21 protein-coding genes are annotated in these 22,472 nt (G+C 61.5%); 10 read left to right on the forward strand and 11 right to left on the reverse strand.

Annotated elements, in window-relative coordinates:
* A complete protein-coding gene (gene brxL, locus Thiosp_RS14725) occupies nucleotides 1-2,094 on the forward strand; it encodes a BREX system Lon protease-like protein BrxL (protein WP_242518412.1) in 2,094 nt (697 codons plus the stop codon).
* A gap of 303 nt (nucleotides 2,095-2,397) precedes the next feature.
* A complete protein-coding gene (locus Thiosp_RS14730) occupies nucleotides 2,398-2,844 on the forward strand; it encodes a hypothetical protein (RefSeq protein ID WP_242518410.1) in 447 nt (148 codons plus the stop codon).
* A gap of 109 nt (nucleotides 2,845-2,953) precedes the next feature.
* Here the strand turns inward: Thiosp_RS14730 and Thiosp_RS14735 are convergent, their stop codons facing one another.
* The 4 genes from Thiosp_RS14735 to Thiosp_RS14750 all read right to left on the reverse strand — a co-directional run bounded on the left by Thiosp_RS14735 (nucleotide 2,954) and on the right by Thiosp_RS14750 (nucleotide 5,307).
* Nucleotides 2,954-3,793 (reverse strand): secretin N-terminal domain-containing protein, encoded by an 840-nt coding sequence (locus Thiosp_RS14735; protein ID WP_201065273.1) that lies wholly within the window; start codon nucleotides 3,791-3,793, stop codon nucleotides 2,954-2,956.
* A 122-nt stretch (nucleotides 3,794-3,915) separates the two neighbouring features.
* Complete coding sequence (locus Thiosp_RS14740) at nucleotides 3,916-4,518, reverse strand: NUDIX domain-containing protein (RefSeq protein WP_407702718.1); 603 nt, start codon at nucleotides 4,516-4,518, stop codon at nucleotides 3,916-3,918.
* Between the two features lie 112 nt (nucleotides 4,519-4,630).
* Nucleotides 4,631-4,870: a hypothetical protein gene (locus Thiosp_RS14745; protein WP_201065267.1), complete on the reverse strand. Its 240-nt coding sequence runs from the start codon at nucleotides 4,868-4,870 to the stop codon at nucleotides 4,631-4,633.
* Nucleotides 4,870-5,307, reverse strand: coding sequence for a putative toxin-antitoxin system toxin component, PIN family (locus tag Thiosp_RS14750; protein WP_201065264.1), 438 nt, complete (start codon nucleotides 5,305-5,307; stop codon nucleotides 4,870-4,872). Before Thiosp_RS14750 ends, Thiosp_RS14745 begins: the two co-directional genes overlap by 1 nt.
* Before the next feature lie 176 nt (nucleotides 5,308-5,483).
* Between Thiosp_RS14750 and Thiosp_RS14755 the strand changes: the two genes are divergently transcribed.
* The 3 genes from Thiosp_RS14755 (at nucleotide 5,484) to Thiosp_RS14765 (ending at nucleotide 9,338) form a co-directional block, all read left to right on the forward strand.
* Nucleotides 5,484-7,004, forward strand: coding sequence for a DUF2867 domain-containing protein (locus Thiosp_RS14755; protein WP_201065261.1), 1,521 nt, complete (start codon nucleotides 5,484-5,486; stop codon nucleotides 7,002-7,004).
* Nucleotides 7,005-7,108: 104 nt separating this feature from the next.
* Nucleotides 7,109-8,944, forward strand: coding sequence for an AAA family ATPase (locus Thiosp_RS14760; RefSeq protein ID WP_201065258.1), 1,836 nt, complete (start codon nucleotides 7,109-7,111; stop codon nucleotides 8,942-8,944).
* Complete coding sequence (locus Thiosp_RS14765) at nucleotides 8,880-9,338, forward strand: hypothetical protein (protein WP_201065255.1); 459 nt, start codon at nucleotides 8,880-8,882, stop codon at nucleotides 9,336-9,338. Before Thiosp_RS14760 ends, Thiosp_RS14765 begins: the two co-directional genes overlap by 65 nt.
* 397 nt (nucleotides 9,339-9,735) lie before the next feature.
* On the opposite strand, the gene Thiosp_RS14770 is transcribed toward Thiosp_RS14765, so the two are convergent.
* From Thiosp_RS14770 to Thiosp_RS14780, 3 genes are all read right to left on the reverse strand, one after another.
* Nucleotides 9,736-10,320, reverse strand: a complete 585-nt coding sequence (locus Thiosp_RS14770; RefSeq protein WP_201065253.1) for a VPLPA-CTERM sorting domain-containing protein — start codon at nucleotides 10,318-10,320, stop codon at nucleotides 9,736-9,738.
* 639 nt (nucleotides 10,321-10,959) lie between these two features.
* Nucleotides 10,960-12,102 (reverse strand): lytic murein transglycosylase, encoded by a 1,143-nt coding sequence (locus Thiosp_RS14775; protein WP_323696502.1) that lies wholly within the window; start codon nucleotides 12,100-12,102, stop codon nucleotides 10,960-10,962.
* Between the two features lie 176 nt (nucleotides 12,103-12,278).
* A complete protein-coding gene (locus Thiosp_RS14780) occupies nucleotides 12,279-12,878 on the reverse strand; it encodes a CIA30 family protein (protein WP_201065249.1) in 600 nt (199 codons plus the stop codon).
* Between the two features lie 28 nt (nucleotides 12,879-12,906).
* Here Thiosp_RS14780 and Thiosp_RS14785 point away from each other — a divergent pair, with 28 nt between their 5' ends.
* From Thiosp_RS14785 to msrB, 5 genes are all read left to right on the forward strand, one after another.
* Nucleotides 12,907-13,476 carry a methyltransferase family protein gene (locus Thiosp_RS14785; protein ID WP_407702719.1) on the forward strand — a complete coding sequence of 190 codons (570 nt, stop codon included), beginning with the start codon at nucleotides 12,907-12,909 and terminating at the stop codon, nucleotides 13,474-13,476.
* Between the two features lie 96 nt (nucleotides 13,477-13,572).
* A complete protein-coding gene (locus tag Thiosp_RS14790; protein WP_201065246.1) occupies nucleotides 13,573-16,260 on the forward strand; it encodes a circularly permuted type 2 ATP-grasp protein in 2,688 nt (895 codons plus the stop codon).
* Entirely contained in the window at nucleotides 16,257-17,150 is an 894-nt protein-coding gene (locus Thiosp_RS14795; protein ID WP_201065244.1) for a transglutaminase family protein, read from the forward strand. Before Thiosp_RS14790 ends, Thiosp_RS14795 begins: the two co-directional genes overlap by 4 nt.
* Nucleotides 17,150-17,668 carry an acyl-CoA thioesterase gene (locus Thiosp_RS14800; protein ID WP_201065242.1) on the forward strand — a complete coding sequence of 173 codons (519 nt, stop codon included), beginning with the start codon at nucleotides 17,150-17,152 and terminating at the stop codon, nucleotides 17,666-17,668. Before Thiosp_RS14795 ends, Thiosp_RS14800 begins: the two co-directional genes overlap by 1 nt.
* A 22-nt stretch (nucleotides 17,669-17,690) precedes the next feature.
* Nucleotides 17,691-18,104 carry a peptide-methionine (R)-S-oxide reductase MsrB gene (msrB, locus tag Thiosp_RS14805; protein ID WP_201065239.1) on the forward strand — a complete coding sequence of 138 codons (414 nt, stop codon included), beginning with the start codon at nucleotides 17,691-17,693 and terminating at the stop codon, nucleotides 18,102-18,104.
* Nucleotides 18,105-18,188: 84 nt separating this feature from the next.
* Here msrB and Thiosp_RS14810 read toward each other — a convergent pair whose 3' ends face one another.
* From Thiosp_RS14810 to Thiosp_RS14825, 4 genes are all read right to left on the reverse strand, one after another.
* Entirely contained in the window at nucleotides 18,189-19,226 is a 1,038-nt protein-coding gene (locus Thiosp_RS14810; RefSeq protein ID WP_201065236.1) for a type IV pilus twitching motility protein PilT, read from the reverse strand.
* Between the two features lie 200 nt (nucleotides 19,227-19,426).
* On the reverse strand, nucleotides 19,427-19,954 hold the full coding sequence (purE, locus tag Thiosp_RS14815) for a 5-(carboxyamino)imidazole ribonucleotide mutase (protein WP_201065233.1): 528 nt from the start codon (nucleotides 19,952-19,954) through the stop codon (nucleotides 19,427-19,429).
* Nucleotides 19,951-21,123, reverse strand: coding sequence for a 5-(carboxyamino)imidazole ribonucleotide synthase (locus Thiosp_RS14820; protein ID WP_201065230.1), 1,173 nt, complete (start codon nucleotides 21,121-21,123; stop codon nucleotides 19,951-19,953). Before Thiosp_RS14820 ends, purE begins: the two co-directional genes overlap by 4 nt.
* Nucleotides 21,110-22,147 carry a LysR family transcriptional regulator gene (locus tag Thiosp_RS14825; RefSeq protein WP_242518409.1) on the reverse strand — a complete coding sequence of 346 codons (1,038 nt, stop codon included), beginning with the start codon at nucleotides 22,145-22,147 and terminating at the stop codon, nucleotides 21,110-21,112. Before Thiosp_RS14825 ends, Thiosp_RS14820 begins: the two co-directional genes overlap by 14 nt.
* Nucleotides 22,148-22,472 lie beyond the last annotated feature (325 nt).

Raw genomic sequence — 22,472 nt, forward strand, 5'->3', positions numbered from 1 at the left:
TTGACCGCGGTCTTTGACGGCAAGGTGGTGCGCAAGGATCTGCTCCATCGCATCAAGAAAGGCACCAATGTGCCGACCTTTGTGCTCGAGTTTTTGCTCGCGCGCTTCTGTGCCAGTGATACCGATGAGGAAATCCAGGCCGGTCTGGAGGCGGTGCTCGACACCCTGCAGGATAATTATGTGCGCCCGAATGAAGCGAACATGGCGCAATCCAAGGTGGCGACCAAGGGGAAGTATCGCTTCATCGACAAGGTGCATGTGAACTATGTCGAGAAAGACAAACGCCATTGGGCGGCGCTCGAGAACTTCGACTCGCGCCGGGTGGCCATCGGCGAGAAGTTTTACCGCGATAATGATCGCCTGCTGCAAGGCGGCCTGTGGGCGGAAATCACCATCGCCTACAACGAGATTGAAGACGATGATTACACCTTCTACATCGAAGACCTGCGCCCCATCCAGCTGAGCCGCTTCGATTATGCCGCCTATTGCGAGGGCCGCGCTCAGTTCAGCCGCGAAGACTGGCTGGATGTCATTCTGCGCTCCATGGGTCTGGAACCAGCCAAACTCAGCCATCGCGTGAAGCTGCACTTCATCGCCCGCCTGCTGCCCCTGGTCGAGCCCAACTACAACTTTATTGAACTGGGGCCACGGGGAACCGGCAAGTCCTATTTCTTTAGTGAATTTTCCCCTTATTCCACCCTGATCAGTGGCGGCCAGGCGACCAAGGCGACACTCTTTTATAACAACCAGCGCAAGAAGATCGGCCTGGTCGGCTTTTGGGACACCGTGGCCTTTGATGAGGTCGGCGGGATTAAGATCAAAGACCCGGACACCATTCAGATCATGAAAGACTTCATGGCCAATGGACGCTTCTCACGCGGCGTTGAGGTGATCGCCGATGCCTCCATGGCCTTTGTCGGCAATCTTGATCTGTCCGTGTCGCAGATCGTCAATTCCGAGGTTTATGATCTGTTTCAACCCCTGCCGAAGGAATTCGACCTGGCGATCATGGACCGCTTCGCCGCCTATCTGCCCGGCTGGGAGATGCCCAAGAACAGCAGCGAATTTCTCACCGGCAATTATGGATTCATCACCGATTACCTGGCCGAAGCCTTCCACCACCAATTAAAGCATACCAACCGCTATGAGGAAGTCAGCCAGCGGATCAAGCTCGGCCAAGCCGTTGAAGGCCGTGATGAGAAGGGCATCAAGAAGACCGTAGCGGCCTTGCTCAAGATATTACATCCGTCGGGTCCACCCGATGATGACGAATTCGATGAATACGTCGCTTATGCCACCGAGAGCCGGCGCCGCGTCAAGGAGCAGATGAACAAGCGCAAGTCCGATGATGAATTCGCGCTGATCAATCTGTCCTTCATCAACAGCCAGGGGCAAGACACCATCGTCTTCTGCCCCGAGTCCAAATCAGCCCCGGCCACCCAGGAACCCGCGCGGAAGAACATCCACCACGCAACCGAGGAGCGGAATACAGCGAAAACCCGCCCAGCGGCCGCCGGCGCGCAACCGGAAGCCGATCGACCAGTTGCTGAATCAGCGGCGCCATCGATGCCATCCGCGCTCGCCTTGCCCCAACCTTATGAACCCGCTGAACCCGTCATCCCCGCCCTGAAGGAACAACATTTCACCATCCACTACGGCGCCACGGGGTTCAGCTATGAATCGCTCATGAGTCCCTATTTGGTTAATGCGAAAGCCGTATTGATCGAAGATCCCTATATCCGCGCCAATCATCAGATCCAAAATTTCGTTCGCTTCTGCGAGACCATGGTCAAGCAAGCGACCATCAGAACAATCACCTTGGTCACGTCCTATGATGACAAAACAGACCTGAAGGAAATGGCAAGCCGGCTCGATGAACTCAAACAAAGCCTGTTGGAAATTGATATTCAACTTGAAATTAAAGTCAACGAAAATTTACATGATCGGGAAATCCGCATCGACAATGGCTGGATCATCAAGATTGGCCGAGGCTTGGACTTCTACCAAAAGCCAGATAGCTGGTATGGCATTGGATCAACCGATTTAAGCTTAAGACGCTGCCTGGAAACAAAGGTCGACATCTACCAAGGATAACCGCGCTCCTCTGCTGCCCCCTGGACTGCCCAGGGTTTGTCAGGGCGCCACAGGGCGTCAGCCGCTCGGATTCTGGCCCTTGCCGCGCGACATACCTGGTGTCCACCCGACAGGTCTTTCTGATCATTGCCCTGGTCGGTAGCGGGTTCTTTCTCTGGTCGTTTTTCCTGTGAGTCGCTTTGTGCGCGGATTCGACTGCCGAAGGACCTCTGGCTTCGGGTATAGTCACCCTGAAGGGGCAGCTTCCGCTTGCGCCAGCCGCGCCCAACATGAGCCACTCGTCACCCAGGAGCCTGTTTCGCCATGACGCCTACCTTGCAGCCCATCCAGCCACGGCCCGCCAGCCCGCGCCTATTGCTTGCGGCAGGGCTGCTGTGGACGCTCGCTCAGGGGTCTATCGCACTCGCCGCACCGCTGGACGAAGCAACCGAGAGCATGCTGGTTAATGCCGTCGAAGCGGCCTTCGAGCTCGATTTCTACAACCGCCGCTGCCGCAGCGACCAATCCGGACGGCGCAGCGAGAATCTCAACAAGGAACTGGTCAGCAGCTACCGCATGACAGTGCTCGACGTGCAGGACGATTACTTCCCCGAGGGCTATTACCGCGATGCCCAGGCGCGCATGCAGGCCGATTTCCTCGAGCAACTGCGCGATCTCGGCGGCTGCGAAGGGGCCAAGGCGGCCGGGCTGCGCGACTCACTCAGAAAGCGCTATGAGGACGCCATGGCTGAGGTGGCGCGCCAGCACTGATCCGAAAGCTGGCGAACTATCTTGCGCTTAAAGTGCCATGCCTGTCGGTGCGAGTCACCGGCACGCATAGGTTGATTGACTGTCAGCAGGCCCGGCGCAGTGCCAGCGGTCAATCGAGCGGCATCACCCGCAATTGCAGGCGCCGCTCACCGGAGTCTTCCGTTGTCCAGCTTCTGACATTGGATTCTTCCAACTGCTGCTGGCCGCCGAGGTCCAGCCACTCCCCCAGATGGCCGCGCATCACGGTCTGCGCCGAGCCCCCGCGCACGCGGCCATTCGGCAGTGCCTGTTGGTCTTGCTGATAGAGCTCAATGGTGACTTCATCGCCATGGGTGCGCGGCAGGGCATAGAAGCCGGTGTCGATTGACTGATAATCCTGGCCGAGCGCCACGCCGCCGCCGTAAGGATCAACCCCAGCAAAGGTCGTGACCGGCCGCGATTCGCCGGTGCGAATCAGTGCCGGACTGCCGTCGAGCGTCTGCACCCGCTGCACCCGATCATCTTGACGCCGGGTGCGAATCTCCCGCCCCGCGGCACTGATGCTGATCTGATCGCGCCCGTCACTGCGATCCCAGGTGCCGGCGATTCGCCGTCCCGACTGGTGGCCGACCGAGCGGTCGGCCAGGCGCACCTCGATCATCAGCCGTCGCGCCGGGCGGTCGAGCCGCTCCAGCGCCTCGCTCACCGCCGCGATCTCCGCCGGAGTGCCGTTCACGATGATTTGGCTGCGATGTGCGACAACCGAGCCGCCACCAGCCATCGGACGCAGCACATCGACGAGATCCTCCGCCGGCTGCGAATAGACCGGCAGGTAGGCGAACTCGCGCTGATCCGCCGCAGCAACCGGCCAGGCGACGGCCAGCCCGAGCAGCATCAGCCACAGGCCAAGCACAGGATTCAGTCCAAGCCCAGGTCTGGCAATGGCTGGTCGGGCAATGGCTGGTCGCAACCCGGTTTCCCCGGCTCGATGATCAAAAAAGGCGCCGCCAGCGCGAGATCCTCGATCGTTAGACTGGACCACTTGATCGGCAGCCACCGCGCAGCGAACCGAAGAATCAGATATGCACAAGATCATTGCGCCCTCCCAAGGTTCGAATCCCCACCACTTGCAGCTGCAAGGTTCAAATCCGCCCCGCCCGTCGTCGATTCGACACTCGGCTGCCCGAGGAATGCCGCGGCGCGAAACAGGCCGATAAGCGTCTTGGCATCGGTGATCTCACCAGATTGGCAGCGTTCCAGCGCTGTTGCAAAGGGTACCCAATGCACCTCAATCAGCTCGCCATGCTCATGCGCCGTCTCGCCTGGGGTCAGCTCGCGCGCCAGGAACAGATGAATCACCTCGGTAAAAACCCCTGGCGAGCTGTGCATGCGCCCAAGCGACGCCCAGTCCGCCGCCGCCATGCCCGCCTCCTCGACCAGTTCCCGTTCCACCGTGACGCGCGGCGACTCGCCCGGGTCCAGCTTGCCCGCCGGCAGCTCCCACAGCCAGCCACCGGCGGCATGGCGATATTGCCGCAACAGGCACACCCGACCTTCCCCATCCAACGCCACCGCCGCCGCGCCACCTGGATGCCGGATGATATCGAGCTTCACCAGCGCTTGATTGGGCAAGCGAACGCTCTCGCTGAACACGTCAACAACGCACCCCTGGTAGCACAACCGCGACTCAGGCATTGTGTCTCCCGATGTCATCAATAAGCTCCAGGCAGCAAACCCCTCCTATGGGGATTCGTCACCGGTGTGACTAACAATTGAAAAGACCGAGGGAGTCAAGTTGGGCTTTTTCTCAAACCCGCTCATCACCCGCCATCGGAGGCGCCGACGGACTAGCCGCCAGCCAGGCATCGAAGGCGCCTAAATCGCCCCGCGCTTGCCGCTCGCGAAAATAGGCCTCAGTCTTGAGTGCCGAGACCTTCTCAGCAATGGCGGTGACGAAAAACTGGTTCATTGACACATGCTCCTCCTCGGCCACCTGCCGGGCATAGGAGTAAAGGGACTCTGGCACACGCAGGGCATAATTCGCCATTATTCGAACTCCTGGTTTAGTTCGCGGAAAAAATGCCCGGGAGTCAGCACCTTCAGCCGAAAAGCCTTGGCAGGCTCGAAATCACTGACATTCAAGGTCACCAGAACATCGGCGCGACCATTCAGGGCTGTTTCGAGAACCATCTCGTCCGCCGCGTCCCGCAATTGCGGGCGCCACAGGTAATACAGGTGGACAGGTTCCATGCAAAGACTCAAGGCATCGAGAAACGCACCCGTGGTTGCAAGATCCCGTCCGCTCGCCTCCAACTGACCCTCGCGACACAAAACTGCTTCGTACTCCAGCATCAGAGGTACCGATGCCAGCGCCTGGTAGCGACCCGCGCGCAGCGCCTCGAGCAAGGCGAAAGACGCTCCCAACCGGCTGCGGGACGCAGCAACCAGAACACTGGTATCCAAAACGCAGCGCCAGTCTTTCATATCCCCGATGATATGAGACTACCAAGACTATACACAAGTCCTGTATTCCATCAAGCAACAGGTCCGATCCTTGAAAAAATCCGGATAACCCCGGACTACCCAATCGACCTAACCCGTGGCAAGGTACTTGGTCGGGCCACGCCTGACCAGCTCGCAATGCCAAGAGAGAGCCGATCATGATCAGTGAGGACAATCCATCACAAGCGAAGAGCGCGGACAACCCGTCTGCCGCTGTGGCGACTCATGCCGCTCCATCCGACCCCGGCCTGTGCCTGGTATTTGGCGCGAGCGGCTACATTGGCAGCCATCTGGTGCCGCGCCTGCTCGCCGAGGGCATCCGGGTGCGGGCGAGCGCGCGCAATCAGGCCAGTCTGGCGGCACACTGCTGGCAACCGGTGGAGTTGGTCAGCGCCGATGCGCTCAAGCCATCAACGCTCCCCGCGGCACTCGCCGGCGTGCGCGTGGCCTATTATCTGGTTCATTCCATGAGCGCGGGGAAATCCTTCGGTCAGCTCGACCTGGAAGCGGCAAGCAATTTCGCCGAGGCCGCCGCCGATGCCGGCGTCGAGCGCATCATCTACCTGGGCGGTCTGGTGCCGGAAGATGCCTCCAGCGAGCACATCGTCTCGCGCCGCGACACCGGCGACATGCTGCGGCGTGGTTCGGTGCCGGTCACCGAGCTGCGCGCCGGCATCATCGTCGGCCCAGGCTCAGCCGCTTTCGAGGTGATGCGCGATCTGGTCTACCACCTGCCGGTCATGGTCACCCCGCGCTGGGTGCGGGCCAAGTCGCCGCCCGTCGCGCTTGAGAATCTGCTCACCTATCTGGTCGAGCTCTCGCGCCACCCCGACTCCGGCGGCCACATCTATGACGCCGCCGGCCCCGAGACCCTGACCTACCAGTCAATGATGCGCATCCTCGCCGAGGCCGGCGGCCGTCGCCCGCCGCTGATCATCCCGGTGCCGGTGCTCTCGCCCAAGCTATCGTCCTATTGGCTGCGGCTGATCACCGCGGTGCCGACCAACATCGCACGCGCGCTCATCGAGGGCCTGAAGCATGATTTCACCGCCGATGATGCCGCGCTGCGCCGTCTGATCCCGCAACGCCTGCTTAATTTCCGCGAGTCCGTCGACGCCGCCTTTGCCGCCGAGCGCGAACATCGCATTGTCACCCGCTGGGTGGAAGGAGCCTTTGCCGTGCGCAACCATCGTATCGACTATGCCTACTACGCCAAACGCGCCGGCGGCTCAGCCGAGACCAGCGCCTCGCCGGCCGCCGTCTGGCGCGTGGTCACCGCCATCGGCGGCGAGACCGGCTATTACTATCTCAACCCACTGTGGCAATTGCGCGAGCGGCTCGACTGGCTCGCCGGGGGTCCCGGCCATCGCGGCGGGCGGCGGCATCCAACAGAGCTGCGTGTCGGCGACCGCATCGACTCCTGGAAGGTGCTCGGCCTCGAGCCAGAACGCCGCCTGAGCCTCGCCTTCGGCATGAAAGCGCCCGGCGCCGGCATGCTGGAATTCGAGCTCGAGCCGCGCGCTGATGGCGGCACCAAGCTCAACCTCACCGCCTATTGGCACCCCGCCGGCGTCTGGGGGTTGTTGTATTGGTATGGTTTTGAGCCCGCGCACAAAATCATCTTCAGCGGCACCGCACGCGAGATCTGCCGACACGCAGAAGCAAGCGATGGCCATTGAGGTAATTGGCGTGCACCAGCATGCCCACTTCGCAGGTTAGAAAAGGTTTCTGGGCAAATGAATCCACCCCTGCGGGCCAAAAACCAAAACGGACAACTTCCCCCATGCGCTTTCCCTACGGTCTAAGCAACTTTGCCACCCTGCGGTATGAGGGCTACTGGTACCAGGATCGCACCGATCGGATTCCGGCACTGGAAGCCGCCGGGCGACAGCTCGTCTTCCTGCGCCCGCGCCGCTTTGGCAAGAGCCTGCTGTTGTCGCTGCTGGAGCACTATTACGATCTGAACCGGGCCGATCAATTCGATGCGCTCTTCGGTTCGCTCGCCATTGGGCAAAACCCCACCCAGCTGCACAATCAATACTTCGTGCTGCGATGGGATTTCTCCCTGGTAGCGGCGCATGGCGAACTAGGTGACATCGAAGCCTCGCTGCACCGCCACCTCAATGGGCGTCTTGCCCAGTTTGCGGCGGATTATCAGGCGCATTGGACGCGCACAATCGAAATCCACCCCGAGGACGCATTGGCCTCTTTGCAATCAGTGCTCGGCGCGGTGCGCGCGACCCCACACAAGCTCTACCTGCTGATCGACGAATACGACAACTTCGCCAACGAGATACTCACCGCCGGGCGGCCCGACAGCCAGGCGCGCTATGAGACCCTGCTGCAGGGCGAGGGGCTGATGAAAACCGTCTTCAAGCACATCAAGGCCGCTGCCGGGGGCCAGGGGCTGGATCGGGTTTTTATCGTTGGCGTTTCCCCTGTCGTGCTGAGCGATATGACCAGCGGCTATAACGTCGGCGAGGATCTGTTTCTGCTGCCCCAGTTCAATGATCTGTGCGGCTTCAACGAGCAGGAGGTCGCCGCCGTCTTGCATCAGCTCGCCGCCGAAGGCGGAGACTGGTCGGCCGAGCAGGCGCTGGCCACCATGCGCACTTTCTATAACGGCTATCGCTTCACTGAAGAGGCCGGGGACAGTCTCTACAACCCGACCTTGAGTCTGTATTTCTTCAAGGCACTCGCCACTCAAGGCAAGTACCCACGGCAATTGCTCGATGAAAACATGGCGATGGATCGCAACAAGCTGGCCTATATCGCCGCCCTACCCCATGGCGAGGACCTGCTGATCGAGGCCCTGAGCGGCGATGACCGGGTGCTGGTGCCCGAGCTGGTGCAGCGTTTCGGCGTCGCCGATGTGCTGGCGGCGGTGAAGGATCAGCCATTCATGGCATCCTTGCTGTATTTCTTCGGCATTCTCACCCTGGCGGGTTTGAATTCCTTCAATGAGTGCCAGCTGCGTATTCCCAATCTGGTGGCGCGTGGGCTCTATGTCGAACGCTTGCGCGAACGCTGGCTGCCGCCCAATGCGCGCGCCTCGGAGTTGCCAAGCGCGGTGCGCGCCCTCGGTCAGCAGGCAGATCCCACCGCGCTGTGCGACCTGATCGAGCACCAGTATTTCGCCGTGCTGTCCAACCGCGATTATCGCTGGAGCAATGAGCTGCTGGTGAAATTCGCCTTTCTAACCCTGCTCTTCGACAACCGCCTCTATATGGCGGTGTCAGAGCTCGAAACCGGGCGCGGCTATGTCGATCTGGCACTGATCGTGCGCCCGGATATGCGCCGCTTCCAGGCGCGCGACCTGTTGCTGGAATTCAAATACCTGAGCTTGAAAGCGCTGGGCCTGAGCGGCGCACAGGTGCGGGCGCAACCGCGCGAGGCGCTGATGCAATACCCGGCGGTCGCCGACAAGCTTGACGAGGCCGAGGCCCAGGCGCGCGACTACGGCGGCACGCTGATCACGCGTCATGGCCTCGCCGATCTGCGCGCCTTCGCGGTGGTGGCGCTGGGGGTGGAGCGTTTGGTGTGGCGCGTGTTGGATGACGCAGCAATGGGAAAAAAACCCACTTCAGGAGAGCATCATGGCACAGCTGATACAAGGTGACCTCGCGGTCAAAACGCCAGCTGAGTTTGAATACCATGGGTTAAGCGGCACGCCTTACTGTGTGATCTATTGCAATCGCGGATTGAAAAAAGACCGCTTGTACCTGCTCGATACGCGCGAGAAATTGTACTACCCAATTGCTGAGTGGGATGACGGCGACAGCGCGGCCTTTCAAAAATGGTATGACTATCTGCTTGGAATCAATAACAAGATTGGCGCGGAAAGGGGTCGCATCAGGGAAGCCGGTGCATCCTGGTCGGATTTGGACAAAGTCGAGCACATCGTCAAGGACGAGGACAAGATGATCAAGGATCTGAAAGACGACGATTGGTCCTGGCTACCGCCTTCCCTGCGCGACGGCGACAAAAATCCCGGGCCGGCGCGGCCATCTTGAGCGCGACAGAACCAGAGCAACCCCATCGGCAACCACGCTCATCTTCAGAGGCACCACAGGGGAGATCGGCCGCATGCCCGAGAAGAAAGACCAGCAACCCGCTTCCCCTCCCGGGAGCTAGCCAGATATCCGTTATGATTTCAGGTTGCACCGTTCGGTGCAGATCGAACAGGCATGATGCGGTGATAGGCACAAAAAACCCCGGACTTTCGGTCCAGGGTTTGTGCACATATCCGCTTTTGGGTGCCGATCAGTTTTCAAAATCAATTAAGCCTGGTTTTCTTCCTTTTCTTAAAAGAAACAGACCCAGAATCTTTTTCTGGAAATTGACCGAAACTGGCACCTTGTTTCTACTGGGTTTAATCAGATACGCCTGAAACAAACCGAACCCAGACTCTTAAATCTTCTTGGAAACTTTTTTGCTACGGGCACCAAACCCCACCAACCCAAGAAGCGCTGAACCGAAGAGCCATGCCGCGGCGGGAATAGGAACAGAAGATATGTCATTGGTTCCCCACAGGCTTGCGTGGGACAGAGAACCTCTAGGCCAATCGAATGTCCCAGACGTCTTTCCCTGCATCAAAAGAATCCCTTCGTAATTTCCGAAGTTACCATTTCCGCCTTTGAATGTCACCATTACAGCGGAGTACTCATTCCAGATGTTCTTACCTTCAGGGGTTATGATATTCCAGTCGCCGGAATCCTCTTTTACGTTAGCAGTGATCTCAAAGACCGAGCTGTTTTCGTCGGTTTTATCGAGCAACTCCCAACTTCCACCGTTAGCTAAGAAAGGCTGAGAATCTTCCGACAGAACACCTTGGTTCCCAGTGTCATTGTTGAAGTTGTCGCTCTTAAAACAGTCGCTGCCACCTTCGTACGTACCGACGCACGTTGCGCTCATCGCATCCATAGAAACGGCAGCCCCCGATAAGAGTGCGACCGGAAGAGCTAGACTACGTCCGACTCGTGTCAATATTTTCATAATTATGGCACTCCCGTCTTGCGAAACTGGGATTTGTGATTATGCGTATTCAGTGATCGAATTTGCTGTTTGAGGCAAGGTTCTTTTTCAGTGTTCCCCCCCTTCGACGAGGCACTACTGCGATAATTAACAGATTGTAACCCGAGGGGGACATTGTGGGACGCCCCGACAAGCGGCTAAAATCCCTAACAAGCTGAGTTTAGCTCCTCCCAACCCGAGCGTCAAGCTTGGTTTTCAGCAATTCCCCTGTTTCCCATTCGGTCGCACGCCCGCCGTTTGAGCGAGTGTTGCGAAACGCCGGGGCGGAGGGCAACCTCGGGGGTGAGCCATGATGGTGCAAGCTGGCTGTTGGATGTACCCTGAAAATCATCACGCGAGCGCTCGGTCACAGCGTTCCTCTAGGAGGTATCCCAGGCCAGAGCGAGCTTGGGCGGATCGAAGATGTAGCGATCCAGCGCCTCCCAGCTTCGGATCAGGCAGATATCCAAGCCTTATCTTTGGGCAAGCCATTATTTAAAGGCCGAATATATCCGCTGCCCGAATTGGCGCTGTGACCTGATTCGTTCGCTCGCCTGGCGGCGGGCATAGTCGCCTAGGGCCGCATCAATGGGTGGGCTCCCATAGTTATAGCACCTCGACCTAAAGGGCAGCCAGCAGCGAAGGGGTCGGCCAGGCGTCGGCGGGCAGGCCGCGACTGAGTTGCTCGGCGCGCACGGCGGCGCGGGTTTTGGCGCCGAGAATGCCGTCGATCTTGCCGACGTCGTGGCCGAGGTTTGTGAGCTTTCGTTGCAATTGCTTCATCTGCTCACCTGACAGGCCGGGGTCGGGCTTGCGCGGGTTGACCTTGTCGGCTCCGGCCAGGCGGGTGGCGAAGTAAGCAGCGGTGGTGGCGTAGACCAGGGACTGGTTCCATTCCAGAAACACATCCATGTTCGGGTAGGCCAGGAAAGCCGGGCCGTGGCGGCCCATGGGCAGCAGCAGGGCGGCGGGCAACTCGGGTCTGGCATAGCCATCATCGAGCAGCGGGGAGCCGTTGGCGGCGCGCACGCCGAGTTCGACCCAGCGGGAGCGCGGCAAGCGGCTGTAGAGGCCAACCTCGGCCCAGGGTAGTTGCTCGGGGATTTGCACTTCTTCCAGCCAGGGCTCGCCGGCGTGCCAGCCGAGGTCTTGCAACAGACGGGCGGCGGTTAGGATCACATCGGCCTTGGTGGCGCGCAGATCGACGCGCCCATCGCCGTTGCCGTCGGTGCCGAGGCGCAGATAGTCGGACGGCAACAGCTGAATCTGGCCAATCTCCCCGGCCCAGGCGCCTTTGAAGTCACCCGGCGCGAGATCGCCGTGGTCCAGCAGCGCCAGCGCCGCCAGCAGCTGCTCGCGAAATAAATCCGACCGGCGGCAGTCGTGCGCCAGGGTCGCCAGGGCGCGCAGGGTGTCGAAATCGCCAAGCACCTGGCCGTAGTCGGTTTCAAGCCCCCAGAATGCCGTAATGACCGGCCCCGGAACCCCGTAGCGCTGCTCGGCCAGCGCAAAGGTGCTGGCCCAGTCGCGCAGATGCTCGCGCCCCAGGCGCAGGCGATAGGCGTTGACCATGCGCCCGGCGAAGGTGAGCCAATCCTGGCTGAAGACGGCCTGGGAGCGGTCATGCGCCAGCACCTTGGAATCAGGCGACAGGCGCGCAAGCCGCGCGATGGCCTGCTCACTGCGGCCCTGCGCGCGCGCCTCGGCGACGACGCCCTGGCGCCACTCAGCGAAAGGCCCGCCGCAGTCATCCTGCGCTATCACAGGTGCTGTTGGGAGCAAAAGCGATAACAAGAGCGCACGCCAACCGATCGCGGATCTGGACGAAGGAGGCATCAAAACAGTCATCAGGTTTCTCCGGCATATCGACTTTTCCGGTTATCTCGCATCCGGGTCAAATCGTTGTTGGCTTGATCGTGTTCGGTTTGATCGCGCTTGGTCTAATCGGGGTTTGGTGCGGCGCGCACAGGCCCGTCGCGATAGAAACCGACCTCGGCGACGCAGAGCTCGGCGGTCATCTCGCGACCGATGGCAACCAGACCAAGCCGCTTGAGCCGCGCTGGGTCGAGCGGCTGGTCGATGCGGTGAGGCACAAAGTCCGCGAACGGCAGTTTCAGCGCGACCCAATCAGCCGTGCTCGAAAATCCGGCACGATAGGATTGCCAGGGCAGCCGGGTCGCTGTGGTTTTCAGATGCAGGCTGTAGTCCGCCCCGTTGCCGCGCTGGATCAGCCAGACGCCGGTGTAACCGCTGGCATCGAGCGGCCCATCGGCGCTCAGATCGAGATTGATCTGCGCAAAACCGCCGTTGTTCTCAAGACTGACGTCGCCTTCCAGGCAGATCACGTTGAGATCAGCACTTTGCAGCCGGCGCAAACTAGCCGTCGAGACCCCGCCCATGACCTGATCGCTGACCGCGCGCCATGGAGTTCCGAGCTTGGACGCGCCAGGATTGCTGAAATCGTCGATCAGCCACAGCGTTTCTGGTCGTTGTCCCGATCCGCCCGAGACCTGCGCGTCTGTAAAATGATCATTCGCCATACCAATCTCCGGCGCTGAGAAGGTTACAATGAGCCCCATTCCGATGCCGAGTATGATCCGCTTTTCAACCATGCCTGAAAACTCCGACCCTTCATCCTTACTCAGCCGCCTCAGCCGCCTCAGCCTCATGGGCAGCCGTGGCGAGCATCTGGTGGCGATTCAATTCGCGCTGATTCTGATCTTCGCGATCATGCCAGCCTGGCACCCGGGCGTCGACAGCGCGGCGCTCGCGGCCGTGCGTCCCTGGCTGCTCCCACTGGTGATTCCGGCGGCCCTGGTGGCCATTGCCTTTGCCGGTTTCGGCTCCCTGCATATCCGCGAATATCTCACGCCCCTGCCCTACCCGGTCGATCACAGCCAGCTGGTGCAGACGGGAGTTTATGGCATCGTGCGTCATCCGTTGTATGCGAGCCAGCTCTTTGCGGCCTTTGCCTGGACGCTCTACAATCTGAGCCTCACGCATCTGTTGGTGCTGGTGCTAGGCTTTGCCTTTTTCGACCACAAAGCCAACAAGGAAGAAGCCTGGCTGACCGAACGCCACCCGGATTATCCGGACTATGCCCGGCGGGTGCGCAAGTTCATCCCCTGGGTCTATTGAGACCGACCATCCCCGTCTCGCATCGCCATCGCTGGCAAGGGCGCGCCGCCTGCTCTCCAGCCCCAACATCCCACCCCAGAGGCTAGAGACCCGCAGATGTCCGCCATTGATCCGGTGACCACGCTGGCCCCGGCGCCGCCTTTCGCGCTGGTGCCATCGGACGAGAACGAGCCGCCAGCGTTGCTCGACCATTATCTGCCGCTGCCGAGCAGCTTCGATGAGATGCGCGCGGGCGACGGCAGCCTGCGCCCGCATTGGCAATATTTGCTGGAATCCCTGCGCACGCTCGGGCCTGACAACATTGCTGCGCGCTCGCGCGAGGCACGCCGCTTGGTGCGCGATAACGGCGTCACCTACAACATTTATGGCGACCCGCGCGGCATGTCACGCCCGTGGGAGCTCGACCCGATCCCGCTGCTGGTGCGGGGCGAGGAGTGGGCCGAGCTCGAACGCGGACTGATTCAGCGCGCCGAACTGCTCAACCTGATCCTGCTCGACCTGCACGGCCCGCGCCAACTGGTGCGCAAAGGTCTGGTGCCGCCGGAGTTGATCGACGGTTTCAGCGGCTATCTGCTGCCCTGTGTCGGCACCCAGGTGGCCGAAAACCAGCCGCTGGTGCTCTATGGCGCCGATCTGACCCGCGACGGCGAAGGGCGTTGGCATGTGCTGGGCGACCGCGCCCAGAGCCCGTCCGGTGCCGGCTACGCACTTGAGAACCGCGTGGTGCTCTCGCGGGTGCTGCCGAGCTTGTTCCGCGACTCCCATGTCCATCGCCTCGCCGGCTTTTTCCGCGCGGTGCGGCGCGCCCTCGCCCGGCTCGCCCCGCGCGAGCCGGACGAGGCGCGCATCGCGCTGATGACCCCGGGACCGAGCAACGAGGCCTACTTCGAGCACGCTTATCTGGCCAATTATCTTGGCTATAGCCTGGTGCAGGGCGGCGATCTTTCGGTGCGTGATGGCGCGCTTTGGCTACGCACATTAGGGCGGCTCGAGCGCATTGATGCACTCATCCGGCGTGTCGATGACGTCTGGTGCGACTCGCTCGAACTGCGCGAGGACTCCCTGCTCGGCGTGCCTGGTTTGTTGGCGGCGGTGCGTGCCGGCAACCTGACGGTTGCCAACGCGCTCGGCAGCGGCGTGCTGGAGCATCCCGGTCTGTTCGGACTGCTGCCGGGCCTGTGTCAGCATCTCCTCGGTGAGGAATTGCTGCTACCGCAAACGGGCACCTGGTGGTGTGGCGAGCCGGACAATCTCGAGCGCGCCATTGCTGATCTCGACCGGTTCACCATCAAGCAGACCGGCGGCCCCATCGGCGGCGCCACCGGGAACATCGGCGGCACCAAGACCTGGCTGCCGCAGCAACTCGCAGCGCCCGAGCGCGATGCGCTGATCGCCGCCATGCGCGCCACTCCGGCCTTGTTCGTTGCCCAGGACATGGTCAAGCCATCAACCACGCCGGCCTACATCGACGGGCGCCTGCAGCCGCGGCCTTTTGTGCTGCGCAGCTTCCTGGTGGCCGATCAAGAAGGCTATGTCGTCATGCCCGGGGGCCTGAGCCGGGTCGCGCTCAACCAGAGCACGCCCATCGTCTCCCACCAACTCGGCGGCCTCGGCAAGGACACCTGGGTACTGGCGACCGAGCCGGAACGCCAGGAAACCCTGATCATCGCCGGCGAGCGTGCGTCGCCGGCGATCGTGCACGAAAGCGAAGTCTCAAGCCGCGTCGCCGACAATCTGTTTTGGATCGGCCGCTACGCCGAACGTGCCGAAGGGCTGGTGCGCCTGCTGCGCGTCACCCTGATTAAACTCGGCGACCGATTCATCTTCCAGCCCGAACCCAATCAATCCACCTGCCTGAGGCTGCTGCTGCAAGCGCTGACCTGCCAGAGCCAAACCTATCCCGGCTTTGTCGGCGAAGGTGCCGAGGAGCGACTGGCCGAGCCAACCGAAGAAATGATCTCGCTGATCACCGACGCCGAGCGCGCCGGGGGTCTGCCGCAAACCTTGCAGGCGCTTGGCACCGCCGCCTGGTCGGTACGCGACCGGCTCTCGAACGACACCTGGCGGGTGGTGAACGCCGTTGAGAAAAGCCGCACCGCGCTGACCAAGCATCAGCCCCAGGGACTGAGCGGGGTGCTGGATGTGCTGGACCCCTTGGTGACTTCGCTCGTTGCCTTTGCCGCGCTGACAAACGAGAACATGAATCACAACGAGGGCTGGCATTTCCTCGAGGCCGGGCGCCGCATTGAGCGCGGCAGCGACATCGCCGCCCTGCTGCGCGCCACCCTGGTGCCGGTCGCCGGCGAGCCCGATGAGACCCTGACGATTGAAGCCGTGCTCGGCGTCACCGACAGCCTGATCACCTACCGCCGCCGCTACCGCTCCGGCACCCGCGTTGGCGCCCTGCTGGACCTTGTCTTTCAGGACGAAACCAATCCGCGCTCGCTAGCCTTTCAGCTCGCAAAGCTGCAGCGACTGGTCTACGAAATGCCGCGCACGCAGAACCAGCCACAGCGCAGCCAGGCGGAAAAGTTCATCATGCGCATCGTCACCGATCTGCGGCTCGCCGAGCTCGATCTACTCAGTCAGTCCAGCGTTACCGAGGAAGGCGAGCCGCCCCGGCGCGAGGCGCTCGACACCATGCTAAGCGGCATCGAGGATGGACTCGCCAATCTGTCCGACGCCCTGACCGCCCAATACTTCCGCCACGAAGAACAACCGCATTATCTGCTCGACGCCCGCAGCGGCGGTCTCGAGCCACGCGATGCCGGGAGCCACGCATGAAATATCGCGTCAGCCATGTCACCCGTTATGCCTACGCCGGCCCCGTCTCGCTCTGTCACAGCGTGGCGCACCTCAAACCCCGACCCATGCCGCATCAGCGTGTCATCAACGCCAGCCTGCGGGTAACCCCATGGCCATCGGTCACGCGCGAGCATCAGGACTTCTTCGGCAACCGGGTGAGCTATTTCTCGCTGCAGCAGTCGCATTCCATGCTCGAGATCAGCGCCATCAGCGAGGTGGAGGTTGAGGTCCCGCAAGTGCCCGCGCCCGATGCCGACCCACCCTGGGAGAGCGCCCGCGAGCAGTTGCGTGCCGGCACCGATGCAGATCATCTCGCCGCGCGCGCCTTTGCCCTGCCCTCCCCGGCCATCCCACCGATTTCAGAGGCGGTAGAGTTCGCGCAAAGCAGCTTCTCGCCCGGGCGCCCGCTGATTGAGGCCGCGCGCGACCTGATGCAGCGCATCGATGACGAGTTCGAATACGACCCGAGCTTTACCACGGTTGCCACCCCGATCAGCGAGGTGCTCGAACATCGCCGCGGTGTTTGTCAGGACTTCGCGCATCTCGGCATCGCCGCCCTGCGCGGGTTGGGTCTGGCCGCGCGCTACGTCAGCGGCTACCTCGAAACCCTGCCGCCGCCCGACAAACCCAAGCTGCGCGGTGCCGATGCCTCCCATGCCTGGTTTGCGATCTTCGCCCCAGGCCACGGGTGGATCGACTTCGACCCAACAAACAACTGCCTGATTGGTGAGCAGCACATCACCACCGCCATCGGCCGCGACTACCAGGACGTCACCCCGGTGCGCGGCGTCTTCTACGGCGGCGGTGAGCACGAACTCAAGGTTTCCGTCGATGTCGACCGCATCCAACCCACTGAAAGCGTCGCCTGATGCCGGCATCCAGGGACAATCCAACCACGCCACTCGGCGCGTCGGAGACATCCAAGGCAACCCATTTCACCCAGGGGCAATCACCCGCGCTGTTCGAATACAGTTTTCGCATCGCCCTGCACGATGTCGATGCCGCCGGGCTGATTTTCTTCGGCAATCTGTTTCGCCACCTGCACGACGCCTACGAATGTTGGATGGAAACGCTCGGCTTCCCGATCGACGCGCTTATCCGCCAGGGCGAGATCCTGCTGCCGCTCATCCATGCCGAGGCCGACTACCGCGCCCCAATGCGCCATGGAGCGCGGATTCGCATCCAACTTGGGCTCGATCAGCTTGCGGCCACCCGTTTCACCCTCACCTATCGATGTCTAAACCAAGACAACACCTTGGCCGCCACAGCACTGACACGACACTGCTGTATTGACCCTGAGCGTCACAAACCCACGCCAATACCGGGCAACCTTGCCAAGGCGCTGGTGTCAGGGGTACTGGTGTCAGGGGTAAACGAGGGCGCATGAGCAACGAGCGGAGGCTAGAACGATGACTGAGCGAATTGAAAAATCCGAGGAGCAATGGCAGCAGGAACTCACGCCAGAGCAATTCCGGGTATGCCGACAGCAGGGGACGGAACCGGCCTTTACCGGTGCCTACTGGGACCATAAGGGCGCCGGGCGCTATGCCTGCGTGGCCTGTGGCGCGCCCCTGTTCGACTCCGCGCACAAGTTCGACTCCGGCACCGGCTGGCCGAGCTATTTTGACGCCATTGATGCGGATGCTGTCGCCTGCGAGGAAGACCATCGCCATGGGATGGTTCGCACCGAGGTGCATTGCCGCCAATGTGGCTCACATCTCGGCCATTTGTTTCCGGACGGCCCAAAACCGACCGGACTGCGTTACTGCATCAATTCGGTGTCTCTGCGCTTTGAGCCTGCCGGGTCCGCCAGCAGCGATTAGCGACTCGCTGACGGGTTGGTCTCGGAACACCGCACCGCGGATGGAGGGTGGTCGAGACCATGACGCTGAGGGAACCGCCAACTGTTAGTTGAAGGTCTCCTTGTTCATCGCCTTGGCGCGCGCATCGTGCTTTTTGATCAAGCCCTTGCGCACGAGCTCTTGCAGGCATTGATCGAGCGTCTGCATGCCATGGGCCTGGCCGGTCTGAATGGACGAATACATCTGCGCGACCTTATCCTCGCGGATCAGATTGCGAATGGCCGGGGTGCCGATCATGATCTCATGCGCGGCAATCCGCCCGCCGTTTGGTCTTTTAAGCAGGGTCTGGGAGATGACCGAGCGCAGGGACTCAGACAGCATGGACCGCACCATGGTCTTCTCGGCGGCGGGGAACACATCGACGATACGGTCGATGGTCTTGGCGGCTGAGCTGGTGTGCAGTGTACCGAACACCAGATGGCCGGTCTCGGCGGCGGTCAGCGCTAGGCGGATGGTTTCCAGGTCGCGCATCTCACCGACCAGAATGATATCCGGGTCCTGACGCAAGGCCGAGCGCAGCGCCTCGCTGAAGCCCAGGGTATCGCGATGCACCTCGCGCTGGTTGATCAGGCAGCGTTTGCTGGTATGCACGAACTCGATCGGGTCCTCAATGGTGAGGATATGCTCGTAGCGGTTTTTGTTCAGGAAGTCGATCATCGCCGCCAGCGTGGTGGACTTGCCCGAGCCGGTGGGGCCCGTCACCAGCACCAGGCCGCGCGGCACTTCGACGATATCCCTGAAAATCTGCGGCGCGTCGAGTTGCTCAAGCGTGAGCACCTCGGACGGGATGGTACGGAAAACGGCTGCCGCGCCGCGCTTTTGGTTGTAGGCATTGACACGGAAGCGCGCCACGCCAGGAATCTCGAACGAAAAGTCTGTCTCCAAGAACTCCTCGTAGTCCTTGCGCTGCTTGTCGTTCATGATGTCGTAGACCAGCGCATGCACGGCACGATGCTCAAGCGGCGCCACATTGATGCGGCGCATGTCGCCATCGACGCGGATCATCGGCGGGAGACCGGCGGACAAGTGTAAGTCTGAAGCTTTGTTTTTTACGCTAAAGGCCAGAAGCTCGGCAATGTCCATCAGGAACTCCGCTGCTGAATCACAAAAAAGTCAGGGCAAGTCATTTTACGGCCCGGCGGTCCGAATCAAAACGACGCGCCCTGGTGCAAGCCATCTTGTCGGCTGAAACCAAAGAGCCCGCGCTCAGACAACCCGCCTGCTTTTGGATTCTAGCCTGCCCGCTCCAACTCTGCTGGAAATGCTGACATGCATTGCGCAAATCAGCTTGCGATATTGGGCCTGCCTTCCTCAAGCGCGGCTGCCTTGGCGAGCACTTGCTGCTCCATGCGTGCGGCGAACTGTTCCACCTGCGCACGTATTCCAAGATCAGCGATACCAAGCATTTTCGCCGCCAACAGACCGGCATTGCGCGCGCCATTGATGGCGACAGTGGCCACTGGCACGCCGGCGGGCATTTGCACAATGGACAAAAGCGAGTCCTGCCCGCTGAGGGCCGAGGTTTTGACTGGCACGCCGATGACTGGCAGCGCTGTCATGGCCGCCGTCATACCCGGCAGGTGGGCCGCGCCGCCGGCACCGGCGATGATCACCTCAAGCCCGCGCGCGCTGGCCGTGGTGGCGTAGTCGAACAAGCGCTTAGGCGTGCGGTGCGCGGAGACAATCGTTAGCTCAAATGCAATGGCGAATTCATCAAGCAGGTCCGCGGCGGCCTGCATGACGGGCAGGTCCGAGTCACTGCCCATAATGATTCCGACTCGGGCTTTGGGATTTCTGTTGCCGGCGCTCATGGATGATCCTCCCCGGTAATCTCGATCAACTCGCGCACCTGCTCGGCCTTGATCCGCGCCTGGTCGAGATCGGCATCAAGTACGGTCACATGGCCCATCTTGCGATAGGGGCGCGTTGCCGCTTTGCCGTAAATATGCACCGACACGCCAGGAATGGCCAGCGCCGCGCGCAGTCCCTTAATAACCGGGCGCCCGTGGTGACCGGGCGCGCCGAGCAGATTCACCATGGCAGCCGGGCGCATCAGGTCGGTTGCGCCGAGTGGCAAACCGGCGATGGCGCGCAGATGCTGCTCGAATTGATCGGTTACGCAAGCCTCGATGGTGTAATGTCCGGAGTTATGGGTACGGGGTGCCACCTCGTTGACCAAAAGCTCCCCGTGCGTTGTCAGAAACATCTCGATGCCGAAAATGCCCACGCCGTCGAGCGCCTCGACGGTCTTGACTGCGAGTCGCTCGGCCGCTGCGGCTGTCTCGGCATCGATGCGCGCTGGGGCCAGCAACCAATCGAGGATATTCTGCTCCGGGCACACCCGCATTTCCACCACCGGGTAGCAGCGGCAGTCGCCATCGCGACCGCGCGCGACCATGACAGCGAGCTCCTTGGCCGCCCGCACAAAGCGCTCGATCAGCGATGGCACCGGCAGATGGTGGCTGAAATCCTCAGGCCCACGCAGCACCGCCACGCCGCGCCCGTCATAGCCGCCGCGTCTGGCCTTTTGCACCAGCGGATAACCGAAGGCCGCGCACAGATTGGCATCTGGCTCCGGCATGGCGCGAAACTCGGCCACCGGCACGCCAGCGCCCGCCAGCGCCTCTTTCTGCCGCAGCTTGTCCTGCACCACGGCAAGCAGCCGCGGATGCGGAAAAATCGGCCGCCCTTCGCGGCTGAGTTCGTCCAGAATGGCGCTGTCGATGTCCTCGAGATCGAAGGTGGTGAAATCACTGGACTCGGCCAGCTCCCGCAGCGCGGCCGCATCCTGATAATTAGCGACAATCTGATGGCCGGAGACCTGACCGGCGGGAGAATTGGGTGTTGGATCGAGCACCGTGCAGGTGCAGCCAATCTGCTTGGCCGCCTTCACCATCATGCGCCCGAGCTGCCCGCCACCGATGATACCGATGCGCGCAACCGGGTAGGGAAAGCAGTCCTGTTCCTCACGCATCGTCATTGGCCAAGCCCGAAACCGATATCAGTGCGTTCATTGCCTCATTGAGCTGAGCACGGATGTCGGGCTCGCTGGCAATGGCAAAATCAAGGAAGGTGCGCGCTACCAGAGATAATTCGCGCGCGCTGGAGTAGACGATGTGCCAGCGCCTGCGAATGGGAAAGCCCTCAACATCAAGCACCGCGAAGCGCCCGCCGCCGCTTTCGAGCCGCACCGAGTGCAGGGACAGCGCCGAGATCCCCAAACCGCCGAGGATCGCATGCTTGATGGTCTCGCTGCTGCCAAGCTGCATTCGCACCCGGGGCTCGACTCCGGCGGCGGCGAAATGCCTGAGCACCGCGTCGCGCACACCGGAACCTGGCTCGCGCAACAGGATATTCTCATCGGCCAGGCGGCTCATCGGAATGTTCGACTGTCCGACCAGCGGATGGTCGCTGCGCGCGATCATCACCAGCGGATTGGGGGCAAAGGGCACGGCATCGACCTCATGGCCAAGGTCGTGATGCTGCCCCATCACATAGAGGTCATCATCCTGCGCCGACAGCCGCTCGAGCAGCTGGTCGCGATTGGTCACATTCAACGACACATCAATGCCGGTGTAACGCTGACAGAAGGCGCCAAGAATTTCCGGTGCGACATAGGTGGCCGTGGTAATCACGCCAAGACGCAGGCGCCCGCGGCGCAGGCCCTTCAGGTCGGCGAGCTTGGTCTCAAGATTGGCGAGACCATTGAGTATTCCTCGACAGGCGGCATACACCTCGCGCCCGGCATCGGTGGGCTCAACGTTGCGCCCGACATGATGAAACAGCGGTGTGCCGATAGACTCCGATAGCTTCTTGATCTGCATTGAGACCGTCGGCTGGGTCAGGAAGAGCTCCTCGGCCGCGCGGGTAAAACTGCCGAGCCGCACAATGGCTTCCAGCAGCTGGAGCTGGCGCAGCGTGCAGTGACGGACCAGATAATCCGCGCCCGAGCTGCCCAGACCTTGATCGGACAGCGCGCCCTTGATCACGATTTTTCGCGGCATCAGTGACGCCAGACGCGCATCGACCAGGAAGCTCTTAAAAGCCGCTTGGGCACGTCAAGCCGGTGTCAGTCCGGCCAAACGCGCGCACTGGTGCTGAAGGCATCGGTGCGCTTTGGGTCGAGTGCCGGACCAGGGGTCGCGCCGCCACTGCGAGCCGATGCCGCAGATTTGCGTCGCGTGCTTGCAGTGCTCGACTGCGGCTTAGCGGTCGCAGCGGTCTCAGTAGAGGTGGACGCGGTCGTCTCGGACATGGCAAATGCCTCGAAAAGCGCGGCTTGCGCGCGTGAAAATGAGAAATTGCGATGGAATTCACAACAGCGGTGAC

It is taken from the genome of Thiorhodovibrio litoralis (genome assembly GCF_033954455.1).
Lineage (GTDB): Bacteria > Pseudomonadota > Gammaproteobacteria > Chromatiales > Chromatiaceae > Thiorhodovibrio > Thiorhodovibrio litoralis.

What these genes read in the sequence shown, in the direction of transcription:
- Thiosp_RS14730 (WP_242518410.1), top strand. Translation starts at nt 2,398, where the DNA reads ATGACGCCTACCTTGCAGCCCATCCAGCCACGGCCCGCCAGCCCGCGC.
- Thiosp_RS14740 (WP_407702718.1), bottom strand. Translation starts at nt 4,518, where the DNA reads ATGCCTGAGTCGCGGTTGTGCTACCAGGGGTGCGTTGTTGACGTGTTC.
- Thiosp_RS14745 (WP_201065267.1), bottom strand. Translation starts at nt 4,870, where the DNA reads ATGGCGAATTATGCCCTGCGTGTGCCAGAGTCCCTTTACTCCTATGCC.
- Thiosp_RS14750 (WP_201065264.1), bottom strand. Translation starts at nt 5,307, where the DNA reads ATGAAAGACTGGCGCTGCGTTTTGGATACCAGTGTTCTGGTTGCTGCG.
- Thiosp_RS14755 (WP_201065261.1), top strand. Translation starts at nt 5,484, where the DNA reads ATGATCAGTGAGGACAATCCATCACAAGCGAAGAGCGCGGACAACCCG.
- Thiosp_RS14760 (WP_201065258.1), top strand. Translation starts at nt 7,109, where the DNA reads ATGCGCTTTCCCTACGGTCTAAGCAACTTTGCCACCCTGCGGTATGAG.
- Thiosp_RS14765 (WP_201065255.1), top strand. Translation starts at nt 8,880, where the DNA reads ATGACGCAGCAATGGGAAAAAAACCCACTTCAGGAGAGCATCATGGCA.
- Thiosp_RS14770 (WP_201065253.1), bottom strand. Translation starts at nt 10,320, where the DNA reads ATGAAAATATTGACACGAGTCGGACGTAGTCTAGCTCTTCCGGTCGCA.
- Thiosp_RS14780 (WP_201065249.1), bottom strand. Translation starts at nt 12,878, where the DNA reads ATGGCGAATGATCATTTTACAGACGCGCAGGTCTCGGGCGGATCGGGA.
- Thiosp_RS14785 (WP_407702719.1), top strand. Translation starts at nt 12,907, where the DNA reads ATGAGCCCCATTCCGATGCCGAGTATGATCCGCTTTTCAACCATGCCT.
- Thiosp_RS14790 (WP_201065246.1), top strand. Translation starts at nt 13,573, where the DNA reads ATGTCCGCCATTGATCCGGTGACCACGCTGGCCCCGGCGCCGCCTTTC.
- Thiosp_RS14795 (WP_201065244.1), top strand. Translation starts at nt 16,257, where the DNA reads ATGAAATATCGCGTCAGCCATGTCACCCGTTATGCCTACGCCGGCCCC.
- Thiosp_RS14800 (WP_201065242.1), top strand. Translation starts at nt 17,150, where the DNA reads ATGCCGGCATCCAGGGACAATCCAACCACGCCACTCGGCGCGTCGGAG.
- msrB (WP_201065239.1), top strand. Translation starts at nt 17,691, where the DNA reads ATGACTGAGCGAATTGAAAAATCCGAGGAGCAATGGCAGCAGGAACTC.
- Thiosp_RS14810 (WP_201065236.1), bottom strand. Translation starts at nt 19,226, where the DNA reads ATGGACATTGCCGAGCTTCTGGCCTTTAGCGTAAAAAACAAAGCTTCA.
- purE (WP_201065233.1), bottom strand. Translation starts at nt 19,954, where the DNA reads ATGAGCGCCGGCAACAGAAATCCCAAAGCCCGAGTCGGAATCATTATG.
- Thiosp_RS14820 (WP_201065230.1), bottom strand. Translation starts at nt 21,123, where the DNA reads ATGACGATGCGTGAGGAACAGGACTGCTTTCCCTACCCGGTTGCGCGC.
- Thiosp_RS14825 (WP_242518409.1), bottom strand. Translation starts at nt 22,147, where the DNA reads ATGCCGCGAAAAATCGTGATCAAGGGCGCGCTGTCCGATCAAGGTCTG.